Genomic DNA, 22,741 nt, shown 5'->3' with positions numbered 1-22,741 from the left:
ATGCCGAAGCCGCGCTTCTCCATCAGGCTGAAACTGACGATCGGTTCGCTCCTCCCCCTGTTTGTCGCCATCCTTTTCTGCTCCATGACCGGCATCTATATCATCAACTCCCGCATCAATGGCATGGCACAGGATAAGGTCCGCACCGACCTCAACTCCGCCCGCGAGGTCTACACCAATGAAATCGGCCACATCCGCGATGTGGTCCGGTTCTCCGTCAGCATGCCACATGCCGCGGATGCCGTCACCACCGGCAACCGCGAGGTAATCGCCCCTTTGTTGTTCGGCATGAAGAGAAATGAACAGCTGGATTTTCTGACAATGGTCGATGTCGCCGGACGGGTCCTGTTCCGGGCCGGGAATCCTCAAGCCTTCGGCGACCGGCTCGACCGGGACCCGCTGGTCATGAAGGCGCTGCAGGGCGAGGTCACTGCCGGCAGCCAGATATTCTCGCCCGAACGCCTGCAGCAGGAGGGGAAAGAGCTGGCCAGCCGGGCAATCATCGACGTGATCCCGACCGAACGGGCCAAGCCCGGGGTAAAAAAGTTCGAGCTGTCCGGAATGGTCATGGTCGCTGCCGCTCCGATCAGAGACAGGCAGGGGACCATTGTTGGCGCCCTGTACGGCGGCATGCTGCTGAATAAAAACAATACGGTCGTGGACCGGATCAAGCAGATCGTGTTCGAGGGGGTCCAGTACCGGGGGAAGGATGTGGGGACCGCAACGATCTTTCTGGACGATACCCGCATCAGCACCAACGTGCAGACCGTTGAGGGGCACAGGGCGATCGGCACCAGGCTCTCCGCCGAGGTGTATAACCGGGTGATCCTGAACCGGGAAAAGTGGGTGGACCGGGCATTTGTGGTCAATGACTGGTATTTCACCGCCTACGAGCCGATCTTCGACCTTGGCGGGGCGGTTATCGGCTCGCTGTACGTCGGCATGCTGGAACAGCCGCACACGGCCCTGAAGAAAAAGGTGGGGCTGCTCTTTGCCGGAGTGCTGCTGGCCGGGTCGCTGTTCGGTCTTGCCGTCTCCGGCTACATCGGCCGCCTTCTCTCCCGTCCGATCCTGGAGTTGAAAGGGCTGGTACAGAGATTTTCCACCGGCGAGCGGGACCTGCGGATTGAAAAGTCATCGGCGGACGAAATCGGCGAACTGGCAGATGAGTTCAATACCATGATCGCTGCGCTCAGGCAGCGAGAATACGCCATCATCCAGCTGAACCGGAGCCTTGAGGCCAAAGTGCAGGAGCGGACTGCCGAGCTGCAGGCCAAGAACCTGCTCCTGGTCAAGACCCAGGAAGAACTGGTCCGGGCGGAGAAGCTGGCTGCCGTCGGCGAGCTGGCTGCCGGCGTTGCCCACGAAATCAACAACCCGATGGCAATCATCCGCGGCAATGCCGAGGTGCTGTTGATGGAGCTGCCGCCGGGCCATCCCAGCCGCGAGGAGGCGGAAATCATCTCCCGGCAGGTGGCCAGGGTCAAAGGGATCGTCGGCCAGCTGCTCTCCTTTGCCCGCCGGCAGCCGATGGAGGTGGGGAGCGTGGCCGTCAACCCTATCATGGCGGAGATCCTGGACCAGGTCAAATATCACGTTTCAATGGAGGGGATAAAGGTGCACTGGGAGCCTTCTGCGGAGGCAATCTCCCTTGACGCGGACGGGAACCAGTTGCGCCAGGTCTTCACCAACCTGATCGTCAATGCCGTGCAGTCTATGGAAGATGGGGGGATACTTACCGTCAGGACCGCCCTCGCTGGCGGCAGAGACAGCTGCCTGATCGAGATCGGGGATACCGGGGTCGGCATCCCGCAGGAGCGGCTCAAGGATATCTTCTCGCCGTTCTTTACCACCAAGCAGAGCGGCACCGGCCTGGGGCTCTCGGTTTCCTACGGAATCATCAAGGACCACGGCGGGACGATCACGGTCCGGAGTGAACCGGGCGCCGGCACCGTTTTTCTTGTTACGCTGCCGTTGGCCCGGCCTTCAGGCTGATCTGTACGACGCTACGGGAATGCCGGCGGATACGACGTCAACCGCCACCCCTCCGGCTCGGTCTTTTCGAAATACTGCCAGGTCTGCGTATCGACGATCGTGTTTATGGTCAGGCCGCTCTTCAGGTGGTAGTCGTATTCCACGATCACGGTCGCCTTTTTCAGCTCCTTGGAAAAGTCCACCGCCTTGATGCGGTAATCGACGATCTTTACCCGGTTGAACCCGGTCGCCTGTTCGAGGTATGCCGGTTTCATCTGGTCCGAGACAAAGACGGCGGCGCTCGGCACCTCCTGCCAGCGGATCAGCTGCTGGTAGTCGCGGACCGTGTCATCGAGGGACGCCCTGGTGATCTTCATGGCAGCGCAGCCGGTGATCGTGACCATCAATACAATGGCCACGATGGTGCAGAGTTTCGACATAATCATTCCCCTTCCCGTATGAAGCGAATCAGTTCGACGGCAATTGCACAGCGTCCGAAGGGGGGGATCAGGTAAAAGCCGCCGACCCTGTCCCGGGCAGAGGCAATGAATTCCCGGGCGATCGCAAGCCCTTCCCTGACACCTTCTTCTTTGTCCTTGCCTTTCATTCTCCTGCGGATATTCTCGGGGATTATGATTCCCGGCACTTCGTTATGGAGGTATTCGCAGTTCCGCTCGCTGACCAGCGGCAGTATCCCCGGAAGAATGGGGATGCCCAGGTGAGCGGTGTCCCTGAGCATGGCATCCAGAACCTCAGGTTCATAGATCGGCTGGGTCTGCACGAACTGCGCGCCGCTGGCGATCTTTTTCTCCAGCCGGCCTACCTGGACCTGCATTTTCGGTGAATTCGGGTTGAAGGCGCAGCCGATGGTAAAGCCGGTGCCGGCCCCGATCCGGTTCCCCACGGCATTGAATCCCCTGTTCAGGTCGGCGATCAGCTTGATCAGTTGAAAGGAGTTCAGGTCATAGACCGACGAAGCGCCGGACTGGTCGCCGAGCCGGGCCGGATCGCCGGTCACGGCGAGGATGTTGCGGATGCCGAGCAGGCCGGCGCCCATCAGGTCGGACTGGAGGCCAAGGAGGTTGCGGTCGCGGCAGGTGATATGGGGGATCACCTCGATCCCGATCTCGTTCTGGATGATGCTGCCGAGGGCAATGTTGCCGACCCTGACCCTGGCCAGGGGATTCTCGGCCAGGTTGATCGCATCGGCGCCGGCCCTTTTGAGTTCGCGGCTTCCGGCCAGGACCCTGGCCGTATCCATCCCGGCTGGGGGGTCCAGTTCGACGGTAATGATCGGCCGTTTCCCCCAGTCGGACAGGAAGCCGGGCCTGAGAACGGTTTCCACGGCAGAGAGGCCGTCAGTGCTGCCCGGCAGGATCATGGCCCTCGGCGCCGCTTTCATCCCGGCTAGACGGAGCGCCACGGCGCGGATATGGTCGGGAGTGGTCCCGCAGCACCCTCCGATCAGCGTTGCCCCGGCAGCGGCCATCTCGGCCGCCATGCCGGCAAAGTATTCCGGGGTGCAGCGATAGATGCGGCGGCCGTCGACAAATTCCGGGAAGCCGCTGTTGGCATAGGCGGCCAGCGGCAGTCGGGTGGCAGAAGCAAGCCTCCGGACGATCCGGAGCAGTTCCAGGGGGCCGGCGCCGCAGTTGGTTCCCAGGATATCGGCGCCTGCCGCTGTCAGCCCCTGGGCAACCTCTTCCACGGTAAAGCCGGATGCGGTTCTCCCCCCCTCGACAAAGGCCATGCTGGCAATGACCGGAAGACCGGTGCTTTTGGCAGCAACCACCGCATTAATCGCCTGGTCCAGGTCGGAAAAGGTCTCCAGCAGCAGCAGGTCCACCCCGCCAGCGGCCAAGGCCTCTGCCTGCTCCAGGAATATCCCTTGCTGCTCTTTGGCCGGGAGAAGCTTCTCCTCCCCCTTGAGTCGTGCCAGCGGACCGATGGAACCGGCCACCAGGCGAGTTTCACCGGCGGCCTGCCGGGCAATGGCCGCGCCGCGCCGGTTGATTTCGGCCACTTTGGCTTCAAGCCCGATAGTCTGGAGCCGGGAGCGGTTAGCGCCGAAGGTGTTGGTCTCAATAACCTGGGCACCGGCCGCGAGGTATTCCCGATGCAGCTCCAGCACCAGCTCGGGCCGCACCAGGTTCAGATGCTCGAAGTTCACCTCAAGACCCACACCTTTGGCATAGAGCATGGTGCCGATGGCGCCGTCGCCGACAAGGATCTCGTTTTTCAGGCGGTCAATACTGTTCATGGTCTCTTCAGCGGTTTTACTGGAATTTTTCCCGCTATCTGGTAAAATGCCCCGCCACATAATGGAAGCAGAGGAGAAAACTGATGCTGCATGAAGCAATGAACTGGCTGGTTACCACGATCGGCGCCATGGGATATCCGGGTGTCTTTCTCCTGATGGCAATGGAGAGTTCCATCATCCCGGTCCCGAGCGAGCTGGTGATGCCGCCGGCCGGATACCTCGCCCAGAGAGGTGAGATGAACATGGTGCTCGCCATCCTCTGCGGAACCGCCGGCAGCCTGGTCGGCGCCTATGCCAACTACTTCGCGTCCCATTACCTCGGCCGGCCGCTGGTGCTGAAATATGGCAAATACGTACTGATCTCGCCGGAAAAGTTTGCCCGAGTCGAGACATTCTTTCACAAGCATGGCGAGATTTCAACCTTCATCGGCAGGCTGCTGCCGGTGGTGCGTCACCTGATCTCCATCCCGGCCGGACTGGCCGGCATGAACCATCTCCGCTTTTCCCTCTATACCCTGGCCGGCGCCGGCATCTGGTGCACGATCCTGACCCTGATCGGCTATGTGATCGGCAAGGAACAGGCCCTGATCTTGAAATACTCGCACCAGGCGGTCATCGGGGTGATAATCTTCAGCGTTCTGCTGGTCGCCGTCTATGTCTGGCTGCATCGCCGGCGGGCTGCCAAAGCCGAATAGATGAAACCGGGAGTCGGCGGTAAAATAACCCTGGTGCTCGCCTTTGCCGGGTTGCTGGCATTCTTTTATTTCTCCGGGCTCGGGCAATTTCTCACCCTGGCCACCCTCAAGGCGAACCGGGAGGCGCTGGCGTCATACTACGCCGGGCATCGCCTGCTCATGGTCGGCTCCTTCATCGGCGTCTACATCGTTCAGACCGCGCTGTCCCTCCCCGGCGCCGCAATCATGTCGCTGGCTGCCGGGGCGATCTTCGGGGCTCTGGCCGGCACCCTGTATTCGGCAATCGGGGCGATCATCGGCGCAACCGCCGCCTTTCTTGCCACCCGGTACCTGTTGCACGACCTTATCCAGAAACGGTTCGGTGCTCGGCTTGAAGGGATCAACCGCGAGCTGGAGCAACGCGGCCTGAATTACCTGCTGTTTCTCCGGCTGGTGCCGGTGTTCCCGTTTTTTCTGATCAACCTTGCCGCCGGCCTCACCCGGCTGCCGTTCAGGACGTTTTTCATCGGCACCGCGATCGGGATCATCCCAGGCGGATTTGTCTTCTGCAACGCCGGCGCCAGCCTCGCTTCGGTCAACAGCCTGGGTGAAGTCGCATCGCCCCGGGTGCTCGGCTCATTCGCGCTTCTGGGGCTGTTCGCGCTGCTGCCGGCGGTTTACGCCAAATTCAGGGGGAAATGAGATGGAGACCTACTACGACCCCGCAGACCTCGGCAAGTTTGCCGAGATCGCCAAGGATGCGCCGGAACTGGCGACGAAGTTCTTCGATTACTACCAGGCGGTCTTCAGCGAGGGTGAGCTGACCGAGCGGGAAAAGGCGCTGATTGCCCTGGCCGTTGCCCACAGCGTGCAATGCCCGTACTGCATCGATGCCTATACGAAATCGTGCCTGGAAAAAGGTTCCAATCTCGGTGAGATGACCGAGGCGGTCCATGTCGCCAATGCCATCAGGGGCGGCGCAGCGCTGGTGCATGGGGTGCAGATGCGGAAGATCGCGGAGAAGCTCTCCCTGTGACCGCAACTGCAACCGCTACCGAGATTCGTCCCGGGGTCAGGACGTTCTCCAGCTGTCTTGCCAGCCACGGTCTCGCCCTGACCCGCGACCGGGCCACAACCCTGCAGATAAATGTCGGCCTGAACTGCAACCTGGCCTGCCGCCATTGCCACCATTCGGCCGGCCCCGGCCGGCACGAGGTCATGGGTACGGAGACCATGAAAGCCGTCACTGCCTATGCCGCCAGGGTGGCCTTCGATACCGTCGATGTCACCGGTGGCGCGCCGGAGCTGGTGCCCGGCATCGCGGAGTTCATTGCCGAACTCGCCCGGTCCACGAAAAGAGTGCTGTTCCGCACGAACCTGGTGGCCCTGCACGATCATTGTGATGCAGCGCTGGTGGAAAGATTTGCCGCCCTCGGGGTCACCCTGTTCGCCTCTTTACCCTCGATCAATGCCGGTCAGGCCGATAGCCAGCGCGGATCCGGGGTTTTCGAGACCAGCGTGGCGATGCTCCGCCGATTGAACGGGGCCGGATACGGTGTCGCCGGGAGCGGCCTGGAGCTCAACCTGGTTGCCAACCCGTCCGGCGCGTTCCTTCCTGCGGCGCAGCAGGCGGCGGAGCGGCGTTTCCGGCAGGAGCTGGCAAGGCGCTACGGTGTGGCGTTCAGCAGCCTGTTCACCTTTGCCAATGTGCCGCTGGGGCGGTTCCGGGAGTGGCTGGCAGCTTCGGGAAATCTGGGCGATTACCTCGAAAAGCTAGCTGCAGGCTTCAACCCGTGTACTGTCCCCGGGCTGATGTGCCGCCGCCAGGCAGTAATCGACTGGCGCGGCTATCTCTTTGACTGCGATTTCAACCTGGCTGCCGGGCTGCCGCTCGGCGGCAGTCCGATTCATGTCAGCGAACTCAACGGCCCCCCTCCGGCCGGGATTGCCGTCCCCACCGGCGACTACTGTTACGCCTGTACGGCCGGAGCGGGATTCACCTGCGCCGGCGCCATCTCCTGAAAAACTACTGCGGGGCACGATCTGCGGTGTTGCCGTTCACTCAAAAACTCAACGTACCCAAAAAGTACGCCTCGCTTTTTCGCTCACTTGCGCCGTGCATCCCGGCCTCCTCATAACGTTTTTCACCAACTTGTTATCCCATCTTTTAATGAACCCTCCGGTTGCGGGTAGTGTTATAATTACCTTACAAGAGGAGGTGATTATAAATGAACGCCATCGAATACATGATCGAGTTCGAAGAGGATGGCCTTCACCTTTACGATGCCCTGGCTTGCGACAGCACCGATGCGGAGATGAGGACTACATTCAACCTGCTGGCAGACTCCCAGCGGCGACATCTTACCGAACTCCTGGAATTGAGGGACAGACTGGGACCCGGCCTGGAAAATTCGACCCTGGTCGAGCGGGCCACGCATGTTACCAACGGCTTCCGGCTGCTGCTGGAGAGTCGCGATATCAATAGGGAACTGAAGGACGATCCTGATGCCGTGTCGCACATAATGACCAGCGAGGAGAACTATATAAAAATGCTGGAAGGGATGGCAAAAAGCGAACCGATAGAAGAGGTTCGGACCCTGTTGGGCCGAATGGGTGAAGAAGAGCGGGAGCACCTGGAAACGATCGTAAATATCTACGATTTTGTCAAGGCTCCGCATAATTTCCTCGAATGGGGCGAGTTCAGCAACCTGCACCCGTTATGACCAGGCGCCAACTGAGCGCAAGGGGTTTTTCGAGTGTTTGAGTGGGAGGTGGTGACGATGAAACGGAGCGAATACGAACGGGTCTGCTATACGACCGAACAGCGGGGCGAAAAGGTGCCGCTCAAGAATCTCAGGAACGGCATGGTGGGTTATTCGTTCGGCTGCACCTATGAAGGTGAAACAGTCCAGGTCCGGCTTGAGGATGGCGGACTCGATTCCTGGGCCAAGGACGATTGCGTTGAAGAAAAGTAACGGCAATTAATTGCCTGATCGATATCTGTTTCCAGCCTGCCGCGCGCAGGCTTTTTTGTCAGAGTAGAAGTTTGACCGGGTTCTCCAGGTTGTGCTTGAGCTCCTTCATGAATCTGGCGGCATAGGCGCCGTCGAGCAGCCGGTGATCGGCCGAGAGGTTTAGGGTCATGATCCGGCCGACAACCGGCTGGCCGTTTTTCGCAATGACTGCTTCGCGCACCCCGCCCACAGCCAGGATGGCCCCCTGGGACGGATGGATGACCGCCATGAATGCCGTGACGCCGTACATGCCGAGGTTGGAGATCGAAAAGGTCCCGCCGGACAGTTCCGATTCGCTCAGCTGGCCGCTGCGTGCCCGCTTGATCAGCCGGTCCGAATTGACGGCGATCTCTGCCAGCGACATGCTTTCGCACCCCCTGAGAACCGGCACCAGCAACCCCTCCTCAAGGCTTACGGCAATGCCGATGTTGATTGCGCTGTTCGTGATGATCCGGTCTCCGCCAAAAGCGGCATTCACCAGGGGGAACGCCTTCAGCGCCAGCGTTGTCCCCCTGATCACCATGTCGTTGATCGATACGGCAGTGCCGCTCGCCTTCAGCTCCCGCCGGACCTCCCGCGCCGCATCCATCTCCACTTCCATCATGACGGTGAAGTGGGGGATCTCTTGCCAGGCCTTGTCAACGGAACGGGCAATTGCGCTGCGCATCCTGGAAAGCGGCAGTTCGCCGGTCAGCGGCGGTTACCCCCCGGTGAAAGCTGCCGGTTGCAGGTTCCGGGGACGGGGGGGGCGCCGGCTCGGTGATTGCCTCTCCGGCAGTTGCCAGCGCCACGCCGGTAAACCGCTCCAGGTCCTCAAGCAGCACGCGTCCGCCGGGACCGCTCCCCTGGAGCTGCGTCAGATCGATCCCCAGTTCCCGTGCCCGTCGGCGCACCACCGGCGCGGCCTGTTCCTCGCCGTGGCCGGCAGTTGGGGCTTCGGCCTTGGCCGGGGTTGGCGGCGCCACCGGCAGTTCTTCAACGGCCATGATCCGTTCCGGGACGATGCCGGCCTGGGCTGCGGGCGGTTCCGGGTCTTTCCTCTGCACCGCTTCATCGCTGGAGCCGATCAGACCGATCACGGTACCCACCGCAACCAGTTCACCGCTATGCACCCGCTGTTCCAGCAGGATGCCGGAGCTGAACGCCTCCAGGTCCATGACCGCCTTGTCGGTCTCTACCTCGGCGATCACGTCGCCCCGCTGCACCGGGTCGCCGACGCTTTTCTTCCAGGAACCGAACACCCCCTCGGTCATGGTGTCCGAGAGTTTGGGCATGACGATCTCAACGGCCATCGAGAGCCTCCTTTACTGCCGCCACTATGGTTTCCGGCCGCGGGATGCAGAGCTTTTCGATCTCCCGCGAGTATGGCATCGGCACGTCCAGCCCGGCCACCCGCTTCACCGGCGCCAGCAGGGTGTCGAAGCAGGCCTCGTGGATCCGGTGGGCAATGTCGCCCCCAAGCCCGGCGCTCCGCCAGCACTCCTCCACCACGACTGCCCGGCCGGTCTTGCGGGCCGAGGCGATCAGTGTGGCACTGTCCAGCGGGGTCAGGGTGCGCAGGTCTATCACTTCGCAGCTCACACCGTCCTTTGCCAGCTCCTCGGCCGCCTGCAGTGCCAGGACGGTCATCCGGGCATAGGCGACGATGGTCACATCCGTCCCTTCCCGCATGACGTTGGCCTGGCCGAACGGCACCAGGAACTCCGGGTCTTCCGGCACCTCACCCTTGCTGTTGTAGAGCAGTTCGTGCTCCAGGAAGATCACCGGGTTGTTGTCGCGGATGGCGGTTTTCAGAAGCCCCTTGGCATCGGCCGGGAAGGCCGGGTAGGCGACCTTGAGGCCGGGGCAGTGCATGAAATAGCTCTCCAGCGATTGCGAGTGCTGGGCCGCCAGCTGGCTGCCGCCGCCGCCCGGCATCCGCACCGTCATGGGGAGAAAGGTCTGGCCGCCGAACATGTAGCGGATCTTGGCCATATGGTTGACGATCTGATCCATGGCCAGCAGGGCGAAGTTGACGGTCATCAGCTCCGCCACCGGCCGCAACCCCCCCATGGCCGCGCCGACCGCCACGCCGACGATGGTGTTCTCCGAGATCGGGGTATCCTTGACCCGCTCTTCGCCGAACTCGGACAACAGCCCCCTGGTTACCTTGAACGAGCCCTCGTACAGCGCCACATCCTCCCCCCAGACCACCACCGAAGGGTCGCGGCGCATCTCCTCCTTCAGCGCCAGGTTCAAGGCATCACGATAGGTCATCTCAGACATAAATGTCCTCCCAGATTGCATTTGCATCCGGCCACGGGGAAGTCTCGGCAAACTGCACGGCCTCCTGCACCGTTGCCCGCGCTGCTTCCAGTATGGCGTCGAGCTGGGGCTGGGTGGCGATCCCTTCTGCGAGCAGTTCTTTGGCAAAGGCCGGTATCGGGTCGCGGGACTTCCAGACCTCGTGCTCGGCGGCAGAGCGGTACTTGGCCGGATCGGCCATGGAGTGCCCCCGGAACCGGTAGGTGGTCGCCTCGATAAAATACGGCCGGCCGGTATCCCGCACCTTTTCCGCGCCGTATTTTACCGCCTTGTAGACCGCGATGACATCCATGCCGTCCACTTTCTCCGACTGGATGTCGTACCCGCAGGTGCGGCGGTGGATCGAGGCCATGGCCGAGGAGCGGTGCACCTCGGTGCCGATGCCGTAGAAGTTGTTCTCGCAGACGAACAGCACCGGCAGTTCCCAGAGCCGCGCCCAGTTGAGCGATTCGTGGAACGTCCCCTGGTTGACCGCGCCGTCGCCGAAGAAACAGGCCGCGATCCGGTCCTCCCCGCGGTATTTGGCACTGAACGCCAGTCCGCAGGCCACCGGGAACTGGCCGCCGACAATGGCATATCCCCCCATGAAGTTCAGGCCTGGGTCGAAGAGGTGCATCGACCCCCCTTTCCCCTTGCAGATGCCGGTGGCCTTGCCGAACAGCTCGGCCATCACCCGTTTCGGCTCGGCCCCGCGGACGATGGCCTGGGCATGCTCGCGATAGGCGGAGAGGATGTAGTCGTCCTTGTGCAACCCGGCCGTGGCTCCCACCGCCACCGCCTCCTGGCCGCTGTAGAGGTGGAGGAAGCCGGTGATGTGCCCCTTGGTGTACTGCTCGGCGCACGACTCCTCGAATTCCCGCGACAGCACCATCTGTTCGTAAAGCCTGACCAGCTCCCGGTCGGGCATGACTGCGCGCAGCCTGGTTTCCATATTGTTCTCCATCCGGACAGTTTTGACGTCCCTATTGATAAAATTTTACCACTCATTGCCGGGGCTGCTCGGAAAATAGTTGTCAACAAAACCGGGTAAACCCTTGCGCCGCAAAATGCCGTTTTCGGGGGGATAAAATCGGCGATGGATCAAAATGTACCATTTTTTACATGCATGCAACTAGTTGAAATATAAGTACAACCATAAAAGATGGATCAAAATGCACCATTTTTAAGGGGTATGTAACTACCTGAAATACCGCAATTCTTGAAAAATTGGAGCAAAATGGTCCATTTTTGCCCCTCTGAAATTCCCAGTTTTAACGGCATTAGCACTAAAAACTCCGAAGAGCCGCTCCATTCGAGGCGTTACAGCGTTGGCACATATATTGGTATATATGCTGGTTACCGGGAATGCGTTTGCGCAGTCAGAGCCAAAAATATCTGCCGCTGACCGTTGATGTCTCCCTCCTGGAGAAAGAGATGCCCGAATCCGGAAAATTTCTCATCGGCCGCCAGCCGATCATGAACCGCAACAGCCAGATCGTTGCGTATGAGCTGCTGTTCCGCTCCGCAGAGGCGCAGCCATCGGCCAGGCAGAAGACCTCATCGCACGCAACGGCAAGCGTTATCGTCAACGCCCTGAGCGGCTTCGGTATGCAGCAGATTCTGGGTGATCGCCAGGGATTCGTCAACGTGGACTGCAATCTGTTCATGAGCGACGCCATCGAGATTCTGCCGCCGGAGCAGATCGGCCTGGATCTGGCTGACAGCTGCGTGGACACCCCGGAGGTCGTCACGCGTTGTCGCTATCTGAAAGAGCGTGGCTTTTCCCTGGCCCTGGACAATCATGAGTACTTACCGGAGCTGGCGGAACTTTACGACATGGCGGATATCGTCAAGATCGACATGTTCCGCACCCCTGCCGGCAGCCTGACGCCCTGGGTAAAGCAGCTGCGCCGCCACCCGGCCAAGCTGCTGGCGGAAAAAGTCGATTCGAGCGAGACCTTCAGCAAGTGCCAGAGCCTTGGCTTCGACTATTACCAGGGGTATTTCTTCGCCCGGCCGGCGGTAATGGAGAAAAGGCAGATGGACGGCTCCCATGCGGCGCTGTTGCAACTGCTGCGGCTCTTGCTTGCCGACGCCACGGTCGGCGAACTCGACCGGGTGTTCCGCGGCAGTCCGGCTCTCACCTACCGGCTGCTAAAGCTGGTCAATTCCGTGGCCCTCGGCATGCGGGAGAAGATCCGCGACGTACGCCACGCCCTGTCGATCCTCGGCCGCCAGCAGCTCAAGCGCTGGGTGCAGCTGTCGCTATTCTCCGCCGACAGCACCGACGCGCAAGACAACCCGCTCCTGGAGCTGGCCTCGTCCCGGGCCGCTTTCATGGAACATCTGGTATTTCAGCATCCCACGCTGTGCAAGCAGTACGGAGCAAGCGACCAGGCCTTCATGGTCGGCATCCTGTCGCTCCTGGACAGTATCTACCAGGTGAGCATCGAAGAGATCGTCACCGAACTCAACCTGTCCGACGAGGTACGGCTGGCGCTGGTTCACAGGCAGGGGGTCTATGGCCGGCTCCTGGAACTGACCCTGATGATGGAGCGCCTCGAAGTGGGTGGCGGGGCCGCCGGACTGCAGGAGATGGGGATCTCCCTGGACCGGATCATCGAGACCCAGATCAAGTCGCTCAGCCGGCGGGAAGTCATAGAGTAGATAAACAGCCCGGGGGGGAGCAGGTCTCTCACCAGGATTTGCAATTCACTTTCAAGGAGGCAACAATGAAACGAATCTCTGTCGTGCTCACCATTGTCATCGCCTTTGCTACCCCTCTCTTTGCCGGACAGCAAACCCAACTTCCGCTATTGGTTATCGGCGCCTCGTATGAAAACGGCAAGACCCCGATCAACGATAGCCTGGCGGCGCCGTTCGGCGGCGTTGCCGTCAACCTCGGGAGTTATCTCAGCCTTGGGGACGCGCTGGTCAGAACTGAGTCACTGAACGGCATGGTGATCAACGAGGCCCACGGGGGGGGCAACCTCCTTTGACCGGCCCTCATGTCTGAGTGATTCCTGCCTTCCGGTCTACTGGCAGGGGTATGAAAAGCAGCTGCAAAAGGCTTTGATGCGGGTAGCGGTCCCCAACCCGGCCAATCCCCAACAGCCGCTCTCCTATAACGCCAAATATCTGCTGGTCGGGACTGCCAACGATTGCATGCACGCCGATTCCTTCGGAATCCCGCAAAGCCAGACCAGTCCCTGCGGAACAAAGGAGTTCAACAGCTATCTGGATCGCCTTGTGGCTGTTGGGAAGCAGTCCCTGGCACTCGGGATCACCCCGGTATATTACCTCTACCCGAAATACACTGACCTCGATCTCCCCCTGGCGAAGCAGATGTACGGCATTTACTGGATCATGGACGAGCAGTCCTTCAACGAGATGCGCGACCTCCACCGGGCCCGGCTTGGCGCCGAACTCCCCGGCGCGATTGTCGTCGATGCCTGGGAGCATTTCCAGCATCTGGGCGACGGCCTGCATCCCACTCCCAAATCAACAAGCGCCGCCGCCAGGAAGATCGCGGGCGCCATCAACAGGCATATGAAGCATGGGAAATAGACCTGCGGGTTTTGAACCGGCGCGGGGAAAAGAGAACCTGAACCGGCTCCGGAATCCTTATTTTTGAAAGGAGAAGCCATGAAGCGCAATGTATCCAAAAACAGCGCGATCCTCTGCCTCCTCGTTCTTCTGACACTGTTCATGTCGGGGTGCTCGCTGCAACTGGTCGCACCTTTCGACGCCAGGACCGAAGAACAGATCTTCAACGATGCGCGGCTAGTGGACCAGTTTTACGGGGAGCTGCAGGAGACCCCGGAACAGGGGCGGAGCTATCAGCTGTTCGGCCCGAAGTACCGCGAAATAGAGGTGGAACTCCGGTCTCTGGTTCTGCGGAACAAGGTCAGAAAGCTCAATGAAGACTCTACGGAAATCAGCCAGAAGATCCTGGATCAGTGGGGCAAGTGCAAGGAGCGGCACAAAAAGTTGGACGCATACAAGGATGCGGTTGCCGAGCTTGACCGGGACCGGTTCCGCAGGATGTTCGAGTACGCGGCCCGGGCCGAAGGGGCGAAGATACCTGCTGACTGAGAGGAGGGATGGTTATCATGGATGCCTATCAACTGTATCGTAACAGGGACGGCAGTTCAGACACCGATTTTGCAAAACAATTCCGCGCTTCCTACGCCCATGATGGGATAAAGATCAAGTTTCTCGGGGTTTGGGATACAGTAGGCGCTCTGGGAATTCCGTTCAAAGTATTCGAGAGTTTCAATGCCGAGCATTACCAGTTCCACGACCAGGAACTGAGCGGCATCGTTGAGAATGCCTACCATGCCGTGGCCATTGACGAGCATCGGGAGAATTACGACGTAACCCTCTGGAATCCCCGTCAAAAGGTTAACCAACAGTTGGAACAGGTCTGGTTCGTCGGTGCCCATGCAGACGTAGGCGGAGGATATGAGGTGAAAGACCACCCAATTGCTGATGCGGCTCTCGCCTGGATGCAGGAAAAGGCCAAGCTGGGTGACAAGGGGCTTGTAATCAACAAAATCCAACCGGTTAATGGTGCAAAGCTAAAGAAATCACCACCGACAGACTCGTACCGTGAGTTTTTGGGCGGTCTCTAGACATCTTGCATGAAGATATTATTGATACAAACAACGAAACGCTAAGTGATGCTAATGGATTAATTTTCTCATTTGAAAAAGATTTTCTATCTGTACGGCATGGTCGACTATCTGCAAGCACTCAAGTATTTCTTAAAAACTCTTTCTATCTGGGGCTTCTGAAATTTTCAATAGAAGATGATCAATGTCGCCTTCCCAGATTCTTTATATTGGACAACATTGAAGACAAAGGAATGGTACCTGAACGGTTCCGTAAATTTCATAATCTTCTCATCCAATATTCTGAGCAAGTAAGCATTCCACATCAAGTGATATTAACTACGTCCTACATTGATCCCGCCTTAAACGATTCGGAATTCTGTGTTGGACCATCTTACGATCAGCCTCCATATACTTTAGATCTCAAAGGTGAATGGGGGATGGACTCAAAATTACAAGTGTAATTAGCTCTTCAGCAAAATTTGGGGGAATTCCGGGGACAGGATACAAAATATGCCATTACAAGGAGATCTGATGAAACTCGCCGCATGTGTCGTATTCACATTCGCCGTGCTCTCTATGGGGGGGAAATTCGGGACACTCCCCGAATATTGCTTTAATTGGGGGATATCCCTCAGCCCCAGTATTTGTTGAGCTAACAATAAGGGAGGTGGGTATGAATAGATCAAAGGCATTGTTTCTCGGAGCCTGCACCGTATGGCCTATTCTCTACATGGTGTTGTTTATGGGAGTCATGTTCTCTCAGGTTCTGCTGATGGAAGTCGGAAAACATGCATCGTCAGTAGAAATGCCACTCATTATGAAAATCATATTTCCGCTGCACTTCTTGACCATGATTTGGATATTTGCGCTTATCGCTGTCTACATTAGACACATATTCAAAACTGACGCAGTTCCACAAGACAAAAAAGCGCTGTGGGCAGTAGTTTTGTTTTTGGGGAACATGGTTGCGATGCCGGTGTATTGGTACCTGTACATATGGAAGAAGGTGGAAGCATAGCCCGGATAGAAGCCTCTTTTGAGCAGAATGTGATGGGGTTTGACTGCAAGAAGTGTGCGATTGCTCAGCTCCGGTAGACCTCGCGCCGGTGGCCGACCTTGACCACCCAGATGGTCAGTTCTGCATCCTGGATCGAATAGATGATGCGGTAGTTCCCCTGGCGCAGGCGATATTTTTCCTGGCCCGAGAGCTTCTCGCACCCAGTGGGACGGGGATCATCGGCCAGAGAGCCGATGCGCACCATGATCCGTTGCAGGTCGCTTTTGGGGATGGATTCCAGGTCTTTCCGGACCGACTCCTTGAGGAAGATGCTATAGGCGGCCACTGGTTTTCAGTTCTTTCAGCAATGCTTCATAGGAAATCAGCGGCTCGTTGACCCGCTCCTCAAAGGCCGCCAGGTCTTCGGCATCCTCGGCTAACGCCTGCCGGACCGCGCCGTTTACAATGTCCGACAGCGAGCGGGATGTCTCCAGCGCCTTGTGCTGCAAGGCCCGATGCATGACCGGGTCGAAATAGATGGTTGCCCGTTTGGTGAGTGCACCCATGTGTTCGTACCTCCTTGATGTAAGATTAGCGTCATAACGTTATGACGTCAAGAAGGATGTGGGCAATGGTTATGAGGTTGCAATGAATCCTAAATCGTGTGCCTGCGACGAAAAATCAAGCGATAAATGCCGGATCTGCCAGGAGGAGCAATTGCCTCTGTACTGGTGCGAGCGCTGCAATCAGGCGGTTCCGGAGAAACGCTGCCCGCTGTGCGGGCTCAAAGCGCGCAAGATGAAATCATAAGGCAATGCCCGTTTCGAAAGGGCTTGAAGGAAAATGAAAGAAACATCGTACCAAAGAACATATCTCAAATCTCATCAAAGGTGCCTATGAACAAGACTGCAATCTTAATCCTTGCCGCCGTGCTAATCCTCACCGCCATCCCCCTCCGGGCCGAGACCTACAAGTACACCGACGACCGCGGAGGCCTCCATTTCGTCGACGACCTGGGGAGTGTGCCGAAGAAGTACCGCAAGAGCGCCCGGACCATGGACGACCTGCCGGCGCTCAGTGTCATGGACGCGCAGCCGACGGTTCCGGCCCGGCCGCGACCGTCGGCACCGGTGCGGGCGACGGCGCCGCGCGAGAACTCCGCCAACAGCGTGGAGGTCTATGTGACGAGCTGGTGCGGCTACTGCAAAAAGGCGCTCCGCTACCTGAACGAAAAAGGGGTTTCCTATGCCGTCTATGACATCGAAAAGGATCAGGATGCCAACCGGCGCCACAAGGAGCTTGGCGGGAGAGGCGTGCCGTTGATCAAGATCGGCGCCAACAAGGTCAGAGGCTTCGACCCCGAGGAGATCGACCGCTATCTGCGGCAGTAATGCCGAAGCGGTTCACGAAAGAAACCAAGGAGGAAATACAGATGATAATCACGACAACGCCGTCAATCGAGGGCAAACGGATCAGGCAGTATTATGGCATCGTCACCGGCGAGGCGATTCTGGGGGCCAATCTGTTCAAAGACCTTTTCGCCAGTATCAGTGATCTGGTCGGCGGCCGCTCGGCCACCTATGAAAGGGAACTGCAAAGAGCCCGTGACATTGCCCTTCAGGAGCTGCGGGAGAGAGCCCAGGAGATGGGGGCAAATGCTGTTGTCGGCGTGGATCTGGACTATGAGGTGCTCGGCAAAACGAACGGCATGCTGATGGTCTCAGCCAGCGGTACCGCGGTATCGGTGGAGTAGGAACAGGTGAACATGCGGTTGGATGTCGGAGCGGATGGTGCGGTATTTCTTGGCGAGCGCGCGGAGGTTGCGCTAATGCCGCTTTAGGAAGCAAGAATATGAGAGCAGGTAAAATAGATCCAAAACAGGGGCTGATTCCTTTTGCGATAGTCGTGGTCATAATGTCGTCCCTGCTATTCGTCTATCTTTATCTGGGTCGGGAACCGGTCGCCGAAGCAGAGGGTTTTCGCGCCGAGTTGGCAGAGGGATTTGGGAGTGCGGGGCTTTGGGCGTTGGCGATAATTTACGGGCGCAGTGTTCTGAAGATGGCCCTCAACGAAGGAACACTGCTGGAACGATTTATCCCAGTTTATTATCAGGAGCTCTCTGTTTCAGCATCCAGGAAGGTTCTCAACATACTCAACCGGACGCACAAACATGTCGGAGCATTTGCCGTTGCGATCTTGGCCGGTCATGCCGCACTCATGGGCACAGTCCGGTGGAACTTGTTCCTGGAAATGGTCTTGGCCCTTCTGGTCTGGCAGGGAGTTTTCGGGCTCTTCCTGGTGGTCCGTTTCCCGCCCGCTTCCCTGAGACGATACGGTTACCTGGTTCACGCCCAGTTGTTTAGCGGTGTGATGATCGGGGTCTTTGCCGGCTTCGGCCATCTCTTGGTGGGGGACTAGGTGAACTGACTTTGCGGTCTGAATGGAGACAATTGCAATGAATCCCGAACGATGTGCCTGCGACGAAAAAACCAGCGATAAATGCCGGATCTGCCAGGAAGAGCAATTGCCTCTGTACTGGTGTGAGCGCTGCAACCAGGCGGTTCCGGAGAAACGCTGCCCGCTGTGCGGGCTCAAAGCCCGCAGGATGAAATCATAAGGCAATGCCCGTTTCGAAAGGGCTTGAAGGAAAATGAAAGAAACATCGTACCAAAGAACATATCTCAAATCTTACCAAAGGTAGCCATGAACAAGACTGCAATCTTAATCCTTGTCGCTGCAGTAATCCTCACCGCCATCCCCCTCCGGGCCGACACCTACAAGTACACCGACGACCGGGGAGATCTCCATTTCGTTGACGACCTGGGGAGTGTGCCGAAGAAGTACCGCAAGAGCGCCCGGACCATGGACGACCTGCCGGCGCTCAGTGTCATGGACGCGCAGCCGACGGCTCCTGCCCGGTCGCGGCCGGCGGCACCGGTGCGGGCGACGGCGCCGCGCGAGAACTCCACCAAAAGCGTGGAGGTCTATGTGACGAGCTGGTGCGGCTACTGCAAAAAGGCCCTCCGCTACCTGAACGAAAAAGGGGTCTCCTATGCCGTCTATGACATCGAAAAGGATCAGGACGCCAACCGGCGCCACAAGGAGCTTGGCGGGAGGGGCGTGCCGCTGATCAAGATCGGCGCCAACAAGGTCAGAGGGTTCGACCCCGAGGAGATCGACCGCTATCTGCGGCAGTAATGCCGAAGCGGTTCACGAAAGAAACCAAGGAGGAAATACAGATGATAATCACAACAACCCCGTCAATCGAGGGCAAACGGATCAGGCAGTATTATGGCATCGTCACCGGCGAGGCGATCCTGGGGGCCAACCTGTTCAAAGACCTTTTCGCCAGTATCAGTGATCTGGTCGGCGGCCGCTCGGCCACTTATGAAAGGGAACTGCAACGAGCCCGGGACATTGCCCTCCAGGAGCTGCGGGAAAGGGCGCAGGATATGGGAGCAAACGCAGTCGTTGGTGTGGATCTGGACTATGAGGTGCTCGGCAAGACCAACGGCATGCTGATGGTCTCAGCCAGCGGCACAGCGGTATCGGTGGAATAGGAACATGTGAACATGCGGTAAACAACTGGGGGGATTGCGTCGCAAATGGGAAACTGAAGTATGAGGTCTGCACTCTTCGGCTTGATCATTATGGTACTGCAGTATTGCGAGGGTGTAGCGGTTGTGGCCTCTGGAATTTCTGCTATAAATTAGACAACGTTTAAAAACGCCAGAAGGCGGTTGAAAGGTTTAAGTGGCAGCTGAAAAAGACAGTACCGGTGGCGGACGAAAACAGTGGGTGCGGTTTTTCCTGCTCCCTTTTGCGGCGGCGATCATTGCCGCTATCGGGATGTATTTTGCCGTTTCCGCCTATGTCCTGAACCAGGCTGATGAGAATATCCAGAATATTCTCCTGTCCCACAAAGCTATTCATCACTATATCCAACGGGTCATGCACCCCGCCTTTTACCGGGCGCGCGATGCCGGTGAGATCTCGCAAAGCTTCTATTCCCCGGAAATCCTCTCTTCATCTTACATCGTCCGCGTCATGCACGCCTTTGACAACGAGGAGCGTATCAAGGCGGGCCTGCCGGCAGTTTACTACAAACTCGCCTCGGATAACCCGCGCAATCCGGTCAACCGCGCCGACAAGTTCGAGTCCGACCTGATAAGGCTGTTCAACGAGCGTAAAGATCTGAAGGAGTACCGGAGCGTCATCAAGGTTGACGGGAAAAGATACCTCTTTGTCGCGATACCGTTTCTGGAAACAAATAATGCCTGTACCAGGTGCCACGGCAATCGCTCCGATGCGCCATCGGGATTGCAGGCGCTCTATTCCGGAAGTGGCGGGTTCAATGAGCGGGTCGGACGGGTGCGCGCCATCGAGTCGATCCGCGCACCCATTGACCAGGATTTCTTCCTCATCGCGATTGTCACCACCTTTCTGGCAGCGTTTGTTTTTGCCGGGCTGGCCCTGTACCTTTTCAACAGACACCTCAGCGGCAAGGTGGCTGACCGTACAACGGCGCTGCAGGACGAGATTGCGACCAGGCTTACGGTTGAGCGACAGCTCCTGCAGGCGCAAAGGCTGGAATCGGTAGGCCGCCTGGCCGGCGGGGTGGCGCACGATTTCAACAACTTCCTGACCGTCATTATCGGGCATGCCGAGATCGGTCTGATGGACCTGGATTCAAACCAGGTCGTTCATGCCAACCTGGAGGAGATCCGCAAAGCTGCCGGCCGGTCCGCAGAGCTGACCCGGCAGCTCTTGGCCTTTGCCCGCAAGCAGACCGTGTCGCCACAGGTGATCAATCTTAACAACACCGTGGCCGATATGCTCAAGATGCTGCAACGTCTCATCGGCGAGAGCATCCATCTGACCTGGCGCCCGACCGAGCAGCTCTGGCCGGTCAACATGGATCCGGCGCAGGTCGATCAGATCCTGGCCAACCTGTGCGTCAATGCCAGGGACGCAATCCGCGATGTCGGCGAGGTGGTCATTGAAACCGGCAACATTACAGTGGATGCGGACTACTGCGCCGCCCACCCTGATGCGGCGCCGGGCGATTACCTGCTTCTGAGCGTAAGCGACGACGGCCATGGCATGGACAGGGAAACCGTCAGTCACATCTTTGAGCCGTTTTTTACGACCAAAGAGGTCAGCAAGGGCACTGGCCTGGGTTTGGCAACGGTTTACGGGATCGTCCGACAAAACAACGGCTTTATCAACGTCTACTCAGAACCGGGGGTGGGCACAACCTTTACCATCTATCTCCCCAGGTATGGGGGAAATTACGTCGCCTCAAGTATGGTTGCCGCTGAACCTAACCCCCGCGGGAGCGAAACGATCCTGCTGGTTGAAGACGATCAGGCTGTGCTGAAGCTGGCAACTGCGATGCTGGAAGGGTTGGGGTACACCGTGGTGGCGGCCGGGGGGCCTGGCGAGGCGGTCCGGCTGGCCCATGAACATGCCGGGCAGATTCAGCTGCTTCTTGCAGACGTGATAATGCCGGAAATGAACGGCTGGGACCTGGCAAAAGGGCTTCAGGCGGAATATCCCGGGCTCAGGCTTCTCTTCATGTCCGGATATACCGCGGACAGCATCGCCCAGTTCGGGGTGCTTGACAGCGCAAGCCATTACATTCAGAAGCCGTTTTCATTACAGGACCTGGCAACAAAGGTGCGCGGCGTTCTGGACAATTGAATCTTCCTTACCGGCAAATTTCCGCCCAATCCGAAGAGTTCAGAGCATCATGATCTTCTCCCGCAACATCAGTACCTCGAAGGCAAGGGCCGCCTTGGCGAGGAGCTTCTGGATCTCGGGCACCAGATCGGCCAGGGTGTCCTCACCTTCGGCATACAGCACATTAAGGACCCTGCCCCAGATGAGCAGCGGCATCAGCAGTACGGTCTTTGGTTTTTCGCCGCCAAGGTGCATGATCAGCTGTTCATGGGCGGCCGTGTTCGGGAGCGGGCCGAGGTAGAAGCCGGCCCCGTCGGTCACGGTTCGGAGCGCTGACGAGTCGGACAGCGGAAACCTGAGGCCGTTGATCTTCAAAGAGGATTGATGGGAAATCCCTTTCCAGCCGATGACCGAATCATCCCGCACCACGAACAGGAGCACCCGGGTGAGGCGGTCACCAAGGGCCGAAACCACCAGGTCGGCAATCTCCTCCCGGTTTTCGGCTCGAGCCAGTCTCAGGGAGACCTCGCTCGGAGCAAAACGGCTTATATGCTCCGTCCACGACCGCTGCTCTTCGGCGTGAGCCTCAGCGGTTGCCGGGAGATCCGGGTGCGGTTCGTCCAGCTGCGGCGGCTCGCTCCTCTCCTCCTGCGGCGGTTCATGCGGGGAAAGCTCCAGGGCCAGTACCCGTTTTCGTTCTTCAATCTTTTCGATTATCTGGGTGTATCGGACATCGACCTCAAGCTGGTAGTACTTCCCCAGAGCCTGCATCAGCCTGACCTCTGGGGTCACCAGCGGGATGATGATGAATCCGGTTATGAATCCGATCTCGTCGATCGCCTGCAGGTCGGCCGGGTCGCTCATGATCAGACCCATACGCCTTTTTTTCACTGCCATGGGAATGACCCGGTATTTGACGGCCAGATCCCGCGGGATAAGGTCAATGACCTCCTGGGGGATGTTGAGCAGGTGATCCGGGTGTACATAGGGAACGCCCAGTTTCTTGCTCAGGAACCTGGCCAGGTCCTCTTCGCTGACGTAACCGAGCTCGATGAGGCTCGTGCCGATCTTCCCCCCGTAGAGGACCCGGTTCTTGAGCGCTTCCTCGAACTGGTCGCGGTTGATCAGTCTGGCATTGAGCAGCATGTCCAACAGTGTGATTGCCATAGCTGTGACTCCTTGTTCTGTACAGAGAAGTCTAGCGTTTTATTGTTAAAAAACAACAGCGCAGGTTGCAGGCC

The 22,741-nt window shown here is 58.5% G+C and carries 31 protein-coding genes; 22 read left to right on the top strand and 9 right to left on the bottom strand.

Features of this window, described 5'->3' with window-relative positions:
- Window positions 1-1,995 (top strand): HAMP domain-containing sensor histidine kinase, encoded by a 1,995-nt coding sequence (locus tag OR1_RS09205; protein ID WP_041971454.1) that lies wholly within the window; start codon window positions 1-3, stop codon window positions 1,993-1,995.
- Between the two features lie 11 nt (window positions 1,996-2,006).
- Here OR1_RS09205 and OR1_RS09200 read toward each other — a convergent pair whose 3' ends face one another.
- Window positions 2,007-2,414, bottom strand: a complete 408-nt coding sequence (locus OR1_RS09200; protein WP_041971453.1) for a hypothetical protein — start codon at window positions 2,412-2,414, stop codon at window positions 2,007-2,009.
- Window positions 2,415-2,416: 2 nt separating this feature from the next.
- Window positions 2,417-4,234 (bottom strand): bifunctional homocysteine S-methyltransferase/methylenetetrahydrofolate reductase, encoded by a 1,818-nt coding sequence (locus tag OR1_RS09195; protein WP_041971451.1) that lies wholly within the window; start codon window positions 4,232-4,234, stop codon window positions 2,417-2,419.
- An 83-nt stretch (window positions 4,235-4,317) separates the two neighbouring features.
- Between OR1_RS09195 and OR1_RS09190 the strand changes: the two genes are divergently transcribed.
- The 6 genes from OR1_RS09190 to OR1_RS09165 all read left to right on the top strand — a co-directional run bounded on the left by OR1_RS09190 (window position 4,318) and on the right by OR1_RS09165 (window position 7,883).
- Window positions 4,318-4,929, top strand: a complete 612-nt coding sequence (locus tag OR1_RS09190) for a DedA family protein (protein WP_370543343.1) — start codon at window positions 4,318-4,320, stop codon at window positions 4,927-4,929.
- Window positions 4,930-5,610 (top strand): TVP38/TMEM64 family protein, encoded by a 681-nt coding sequence (locus OR1_RS09185; RefSeq protein WP_041971450.1) that lies wholly within the window; start codon window positions 4,930-4,932, stop codon window positions 5,608-5,610.
- A 1-nt stretch (window position 5,611) separates the two neighbouring features.
- Window positions 5,612-5,944 carry an arsenosugar biosynthesis-associated peroxidase-like protein gene (locus tag OR1_RS09180; protein ID WP_041971448.1) on the top strand — a complete coding sequence of 111 codons (333 nt, stop codon included), beginning with the start codon at window positions 5,612-5,614 and terminating at the stop codon, window positions 5,942-5,944.
- Complete coding sequence (arsS, locus tag OR1_RS09175; RefSeq protein ID WP_237754263.1) at window positions 5,941-6,930, top strand: arsenosugar biosynthesis radical SAM (seleno)protein ArsS; 990 nt, start codon at window positions 5,941-5,943, stop codon at window positions 6,928-6,930. The genes OR1_RS09180 and arsS overlap by 4 nt, the downstream gene beginning before the upstream one ends.
- Window positions 6,931-7,136: 206 nt before the next feature.
- Window positions 7,137-7,631: a ferritin family protein gene (locus tag OR1_RS20770; protein ID WP_052440360.1), complete on the top strand. Its 495-nt coding sequence runs from the start codon at window positions 7,137-7,139 to the stop codon at window positions 7,629-7,631.
- Window positions 7,632-7,688: 57 nt separating this feature from the next.
- Window positions 7,689-7,883, top strand: coding sequence for a hypothetical protein (locus OR1_RS09165; protein WP_041971613.1), 195 nt, complete (start codon window positions 7,689-7,691; stop codon window positions 7,881-7,883).
- A 58-nt stretch (window positions 7,884-7,941) separates the two neighbouring features.
- Here the strand turns inward: OR1_RS09165 and OR1_RS21550 are convergent, their stop codons facing one another.
- Genes OR1_RS21550 through pdhA form a run of 4 tightly spaced genes read right to left on the bottom strand, consistent with a single transcriptional unit; the run spans window position 7,942 to window position 11,157 of the window.
- Window positions 7,942-8,589 carry a dihydrolipoamide acetyltransferase family protein gene (locus tag OR1_RS21550; RefSeq protein WP_082002882.1) on the bottom strand — a complete coding sequence of 216 codons (648 nt, stop codon included), beginning with the start codon at window positions 8,587-8,589 and terminating at the stop codon, window positions 7,942-7,944.
- Entirely contained in the window at window positions 8,561-9,214 is a 654-nt protein-coding gene (locus OR1_RS21545; RefSeq protein WP_082002881.1) for a biotin/lipoyl-containing protein, read from the bottom strand. Before OR1_RS21545 ends, OR1_RS21550 begins: the two co-directional genes overlap by 29 nt.
- Window positions 9,204-10,187, bottom strand: coding sequence for an alpha-ketoacid dehydrogenase subunit beta (locus OR1_RS09155; RefSeq protein WP_041971446.1), 984 nt, complete (start codon window positions 10,185-10,187; stop codon window positions 9,204-9,206). The genes OR1_RS21545 and OR1_RS09155 overlap by 11 nt, the downstream gene beginning before the upstream one ends.
- Window positions 10,180-11,157, bottom strand: a complete 978-nt coding sequence (pdhA, locus tag OR1_RS09150) for a pyruvate dehydrogenase (acetyl-transferring) E1 component subunit alpha (protein ID WP_041971445.1) — start codon at window positions 11,155-11,157, stop codon at window positions 10,180-10,182. Before pdhA ends, OR1_RS09155 begins: the two co-directional genes overlap by 8 nt.
- Window positions 11,158-11,570: 413 nt before the next feature.
- Between pdhA and OR1_RS09145 the strand changes: the two genes are divergently transcribed.
- From OR1_RS09145 to OR1_RS09120, 7 genes are all read left to right on the top strand, one after another.
- Complete coding sequence (locus tag OR1_RS09145) at window positions 11,571-12,872, top strand: EAL and HDOD domain-containing protein (protein WP_237754262.1); 1,302 nt, start codon at window positions 11,571-11,573, stop codon at window positions 12,870-12,872.
- 65 nt (window positions 12,873-12,937) lie between these two features.
- Window positions 12,938-13,204 (top strand): hypothetical protein, encoded by a 267-nt coding sequence (locus OR1_RS09140; protein WP_041971443.1) that lies wholly within the window; start codon window positions 12,938-12,940, stop codon window positions 13,202-13,204.
- 76 nt (window positions 13,205-13,280) lie between these two features.
- Complete coding sequence (locus OR1_RS09135) at window positions 13,281-13,772, top strand: hypothetical protein (RefSeq protein WP_041971442.1); 492 nt, start codon at window positions 13,281-13,283, stop codon at window positions 13,770-13,772.
- A gap of 78 nt (window positions 13,773-13,850) precedes the next feature.
- On the top strand, window positions 13,851-14,300 hold the full coding sequence (locus OR1_RS09130) for a hypothetical protein (protein ID WP_041971441.1): 450 nt from the start codon (window positions 13,851-13,853) through the stop codon (window positions 14,298-14,300).
- A 17-nt stretch (window positions 14,301-14,317) separates the two neighbouring features.
- Complete coding sequence (locus OR1_RS09125) at window positions 14,318-14,839, top strand: DUF2235 domain-containing protein (RefSeq protein ID WP_202812042.1); 522 nt, start codon at window positions 14,318-14,320, stop codon at window positions 14,837-14,839.
- Window positions 14,840-14,844: 5 nt separating this feature from the next.
- Window positions 14,845-15,282 carry a hypothetical protein gene (locus OR1_RS22010; RefSeq protein WP_152609853.1) on the top strand — a complete coding sequence of 146 codons (438 nt, stop codon included), beginning with the start codon at window positions 14,845-14,847 and terminating at the stop codon, window positions 15,280-15,282.
- A gap of 212 nt (window positions 15,283-15,494) precedes the next feature.
- Complete coding sequence (locus OR1_RS09120) at window positions 15,495-15,839, top strand: hypothetical protein (RefSeq protein WP_041971440.1); 345 nt, start codon at window positions 15,495-15,497, stop codon at window positions 15,837-15,839.
- A 64-nt stretch (window positions 15,840-15,903) separates the two neighbouring features.
- Here OR1_RS09120 and OR1_RS09115 read toward each other — a convergent pair whose 3' ends face one another.
- Together OR1_RS09115 and OR1_RS09110 are read right to left on the bottom strand one after the other, a co-directional pair.
- Window positions 15,904-16,164 carry a type II toxin-antitoxin system RelE/ParE family toxin gene (locus OR1_RS09115; RefSeq protein WP_041971439.1) on the bottom strand — a complete coding sequence of 87 codons (261 nt, stop codon included), beginning with the start codon at window positions 16,162-16,164 and terminating at the stop codon, window positions 15,904-15,906.
- On the bottom strand, window positions 16,151-16,384 hold the full coding sequence (locus OR1_RS09110; RefSeq protein ID WP_041971437.1) for a CopG family transcriptional regulator: 234 nt from the start codon (window positions 16,382-16,384) through the stop codon (window positions 16,151-16,153). Before OR1_RS09110 ends, OR1_RS09115 begins: the two co-directional genes overlap by 14 nt.
- Before the next feature lie 82 nt (window positions 16,385-16,466).
- On the opposite strand from OR1_RS09110, the gene OR1_RS22285 reads away from it, so the two are divergent.
- From OR1_RS22285 to OR1_RS20760, 8 genes are all read left to right on the top strand, one after another.
- Window positions 16,467-16,628, top strand: coding sequence for a hypothetical protein (locus OR1_RS22285; protein WP_160295235.1), 162 nt, complete (start codon window positions 16,467-16,469; stop codon window positions 16,626-16,628).
- An 86-nt stretch (window positions 16,629-16,714) separates the two neighbouring features.
- Window positions 16,715-17,209 (top strand): glutaredoxin domain-containing protein, encoded by a 495-nt coding sequence (locus OR1_RS09105; protein WP_052440358.1) that lies wholly within the window; start codon window positions 16,715-16,717, stop codon window positions 17,207-17,209.
- 41 nt (window positions 17,210-17,250) lie between these two features.
- On the top strand, window positions 17,251-17,571 hold the full coding sequence (locus OR1_RS09100) for a heavy metal-binding domain-containing protein (RefSeq protein WP_041971607.1): 321 nt from the start codon (window positions 17,251-17,253) through the stop codon (window positions 17,569-17,571).
- Between the two features lie 98 nt (window positions 17,572-17,669).
- The gene (locus OR1_RS09095) at window positions 17,670-18,236 is read left to right on the top strand and encodes a hypothetical protein (protein WP_041971435.1); all 567 of its coding nucleotides are present in this window, start codon (window positions 17,670-17,672) and stop codon (window positions 18,234-18,236) included.
- Window positions 18,237-18,273: 37 nt separating this feature from the next.
- A complete protein-coding gene (locus tag OR1_RS22280; protein ID WP_160295234.1) occupies window positions 18,274-18,435 on the top strand; it encodes a hypothetical protein in 162 nt (53 codons plus the stop codon).
- A gap of 86 nt (window positions 18,436-18,521) precedes the next feature.
- Window positions 18,522-19,016: a glutaredoxin domain-containing protein gene (locus OR1_RS20765; RefSeq protein ID WP_052440357.1), complete on the top strand. Its 495-nt coding sequence runs from the start codon at window positions 18,522-18,524 to the stop codon at window positions 19,014-19,016.
- A gap of 41 nt (window positions 19,017-19,057) precedes the next feature.
- Complete coding sequence (locus tag OR1_RS09085; RefSeq protein WP_041971604.1) at window positions 19,058-19,378, top strand: heavy metal-binding domain-containing protein; 321 nt, start codon at window positions 19,058-19,060, stop codon at window positions 19,376-19,378.
- Window positions 19,379-19,571: 193 nt separating this feature from the next.
- A complete protein-coding gene (locus OR1_RS20760) occupies window positions 19,572-21,521 on the top strand; it encodes a DUF3365 domain-containing protein (protein WP_052440356.1) in 1,950 nt (649 codons plus the stop codon).
- A 39-nt stretch (window positions 21,522-21,560) separates the two neighbouring features.
- Here OR1_RS20760 and OR1_RS09075 read toward each other — a convergent pair whose 3' ends face one another.
- Window positions 21,561-22,667, bottom strand: coding sequence for a hypothetical protein (locus tag OR1_RS09075; RefSeq protein ID WP_041971434.1), 1,107 nt, complete (start codon window positions 22,665-22,667; stop codon window positions 21,561-21,563).
- Window positions 22,668-22,741 lie beyond the last annotated feature (74 nt).

The sequence above is a fragment of the Geobacter sp. OR-1 genome (genome assembly GCF_000813145.1).
GTDB lineage: Bacteria > Desulfobacterota > Desulfuromonadia > Geobacterales > DSM-12255 > Geoanaerobacter.
The sequence above is the reverse complement of the archived record's forward strand: the minus strand, read 5'-3'. Positions and strand labels throughout refer to the sequence as shown.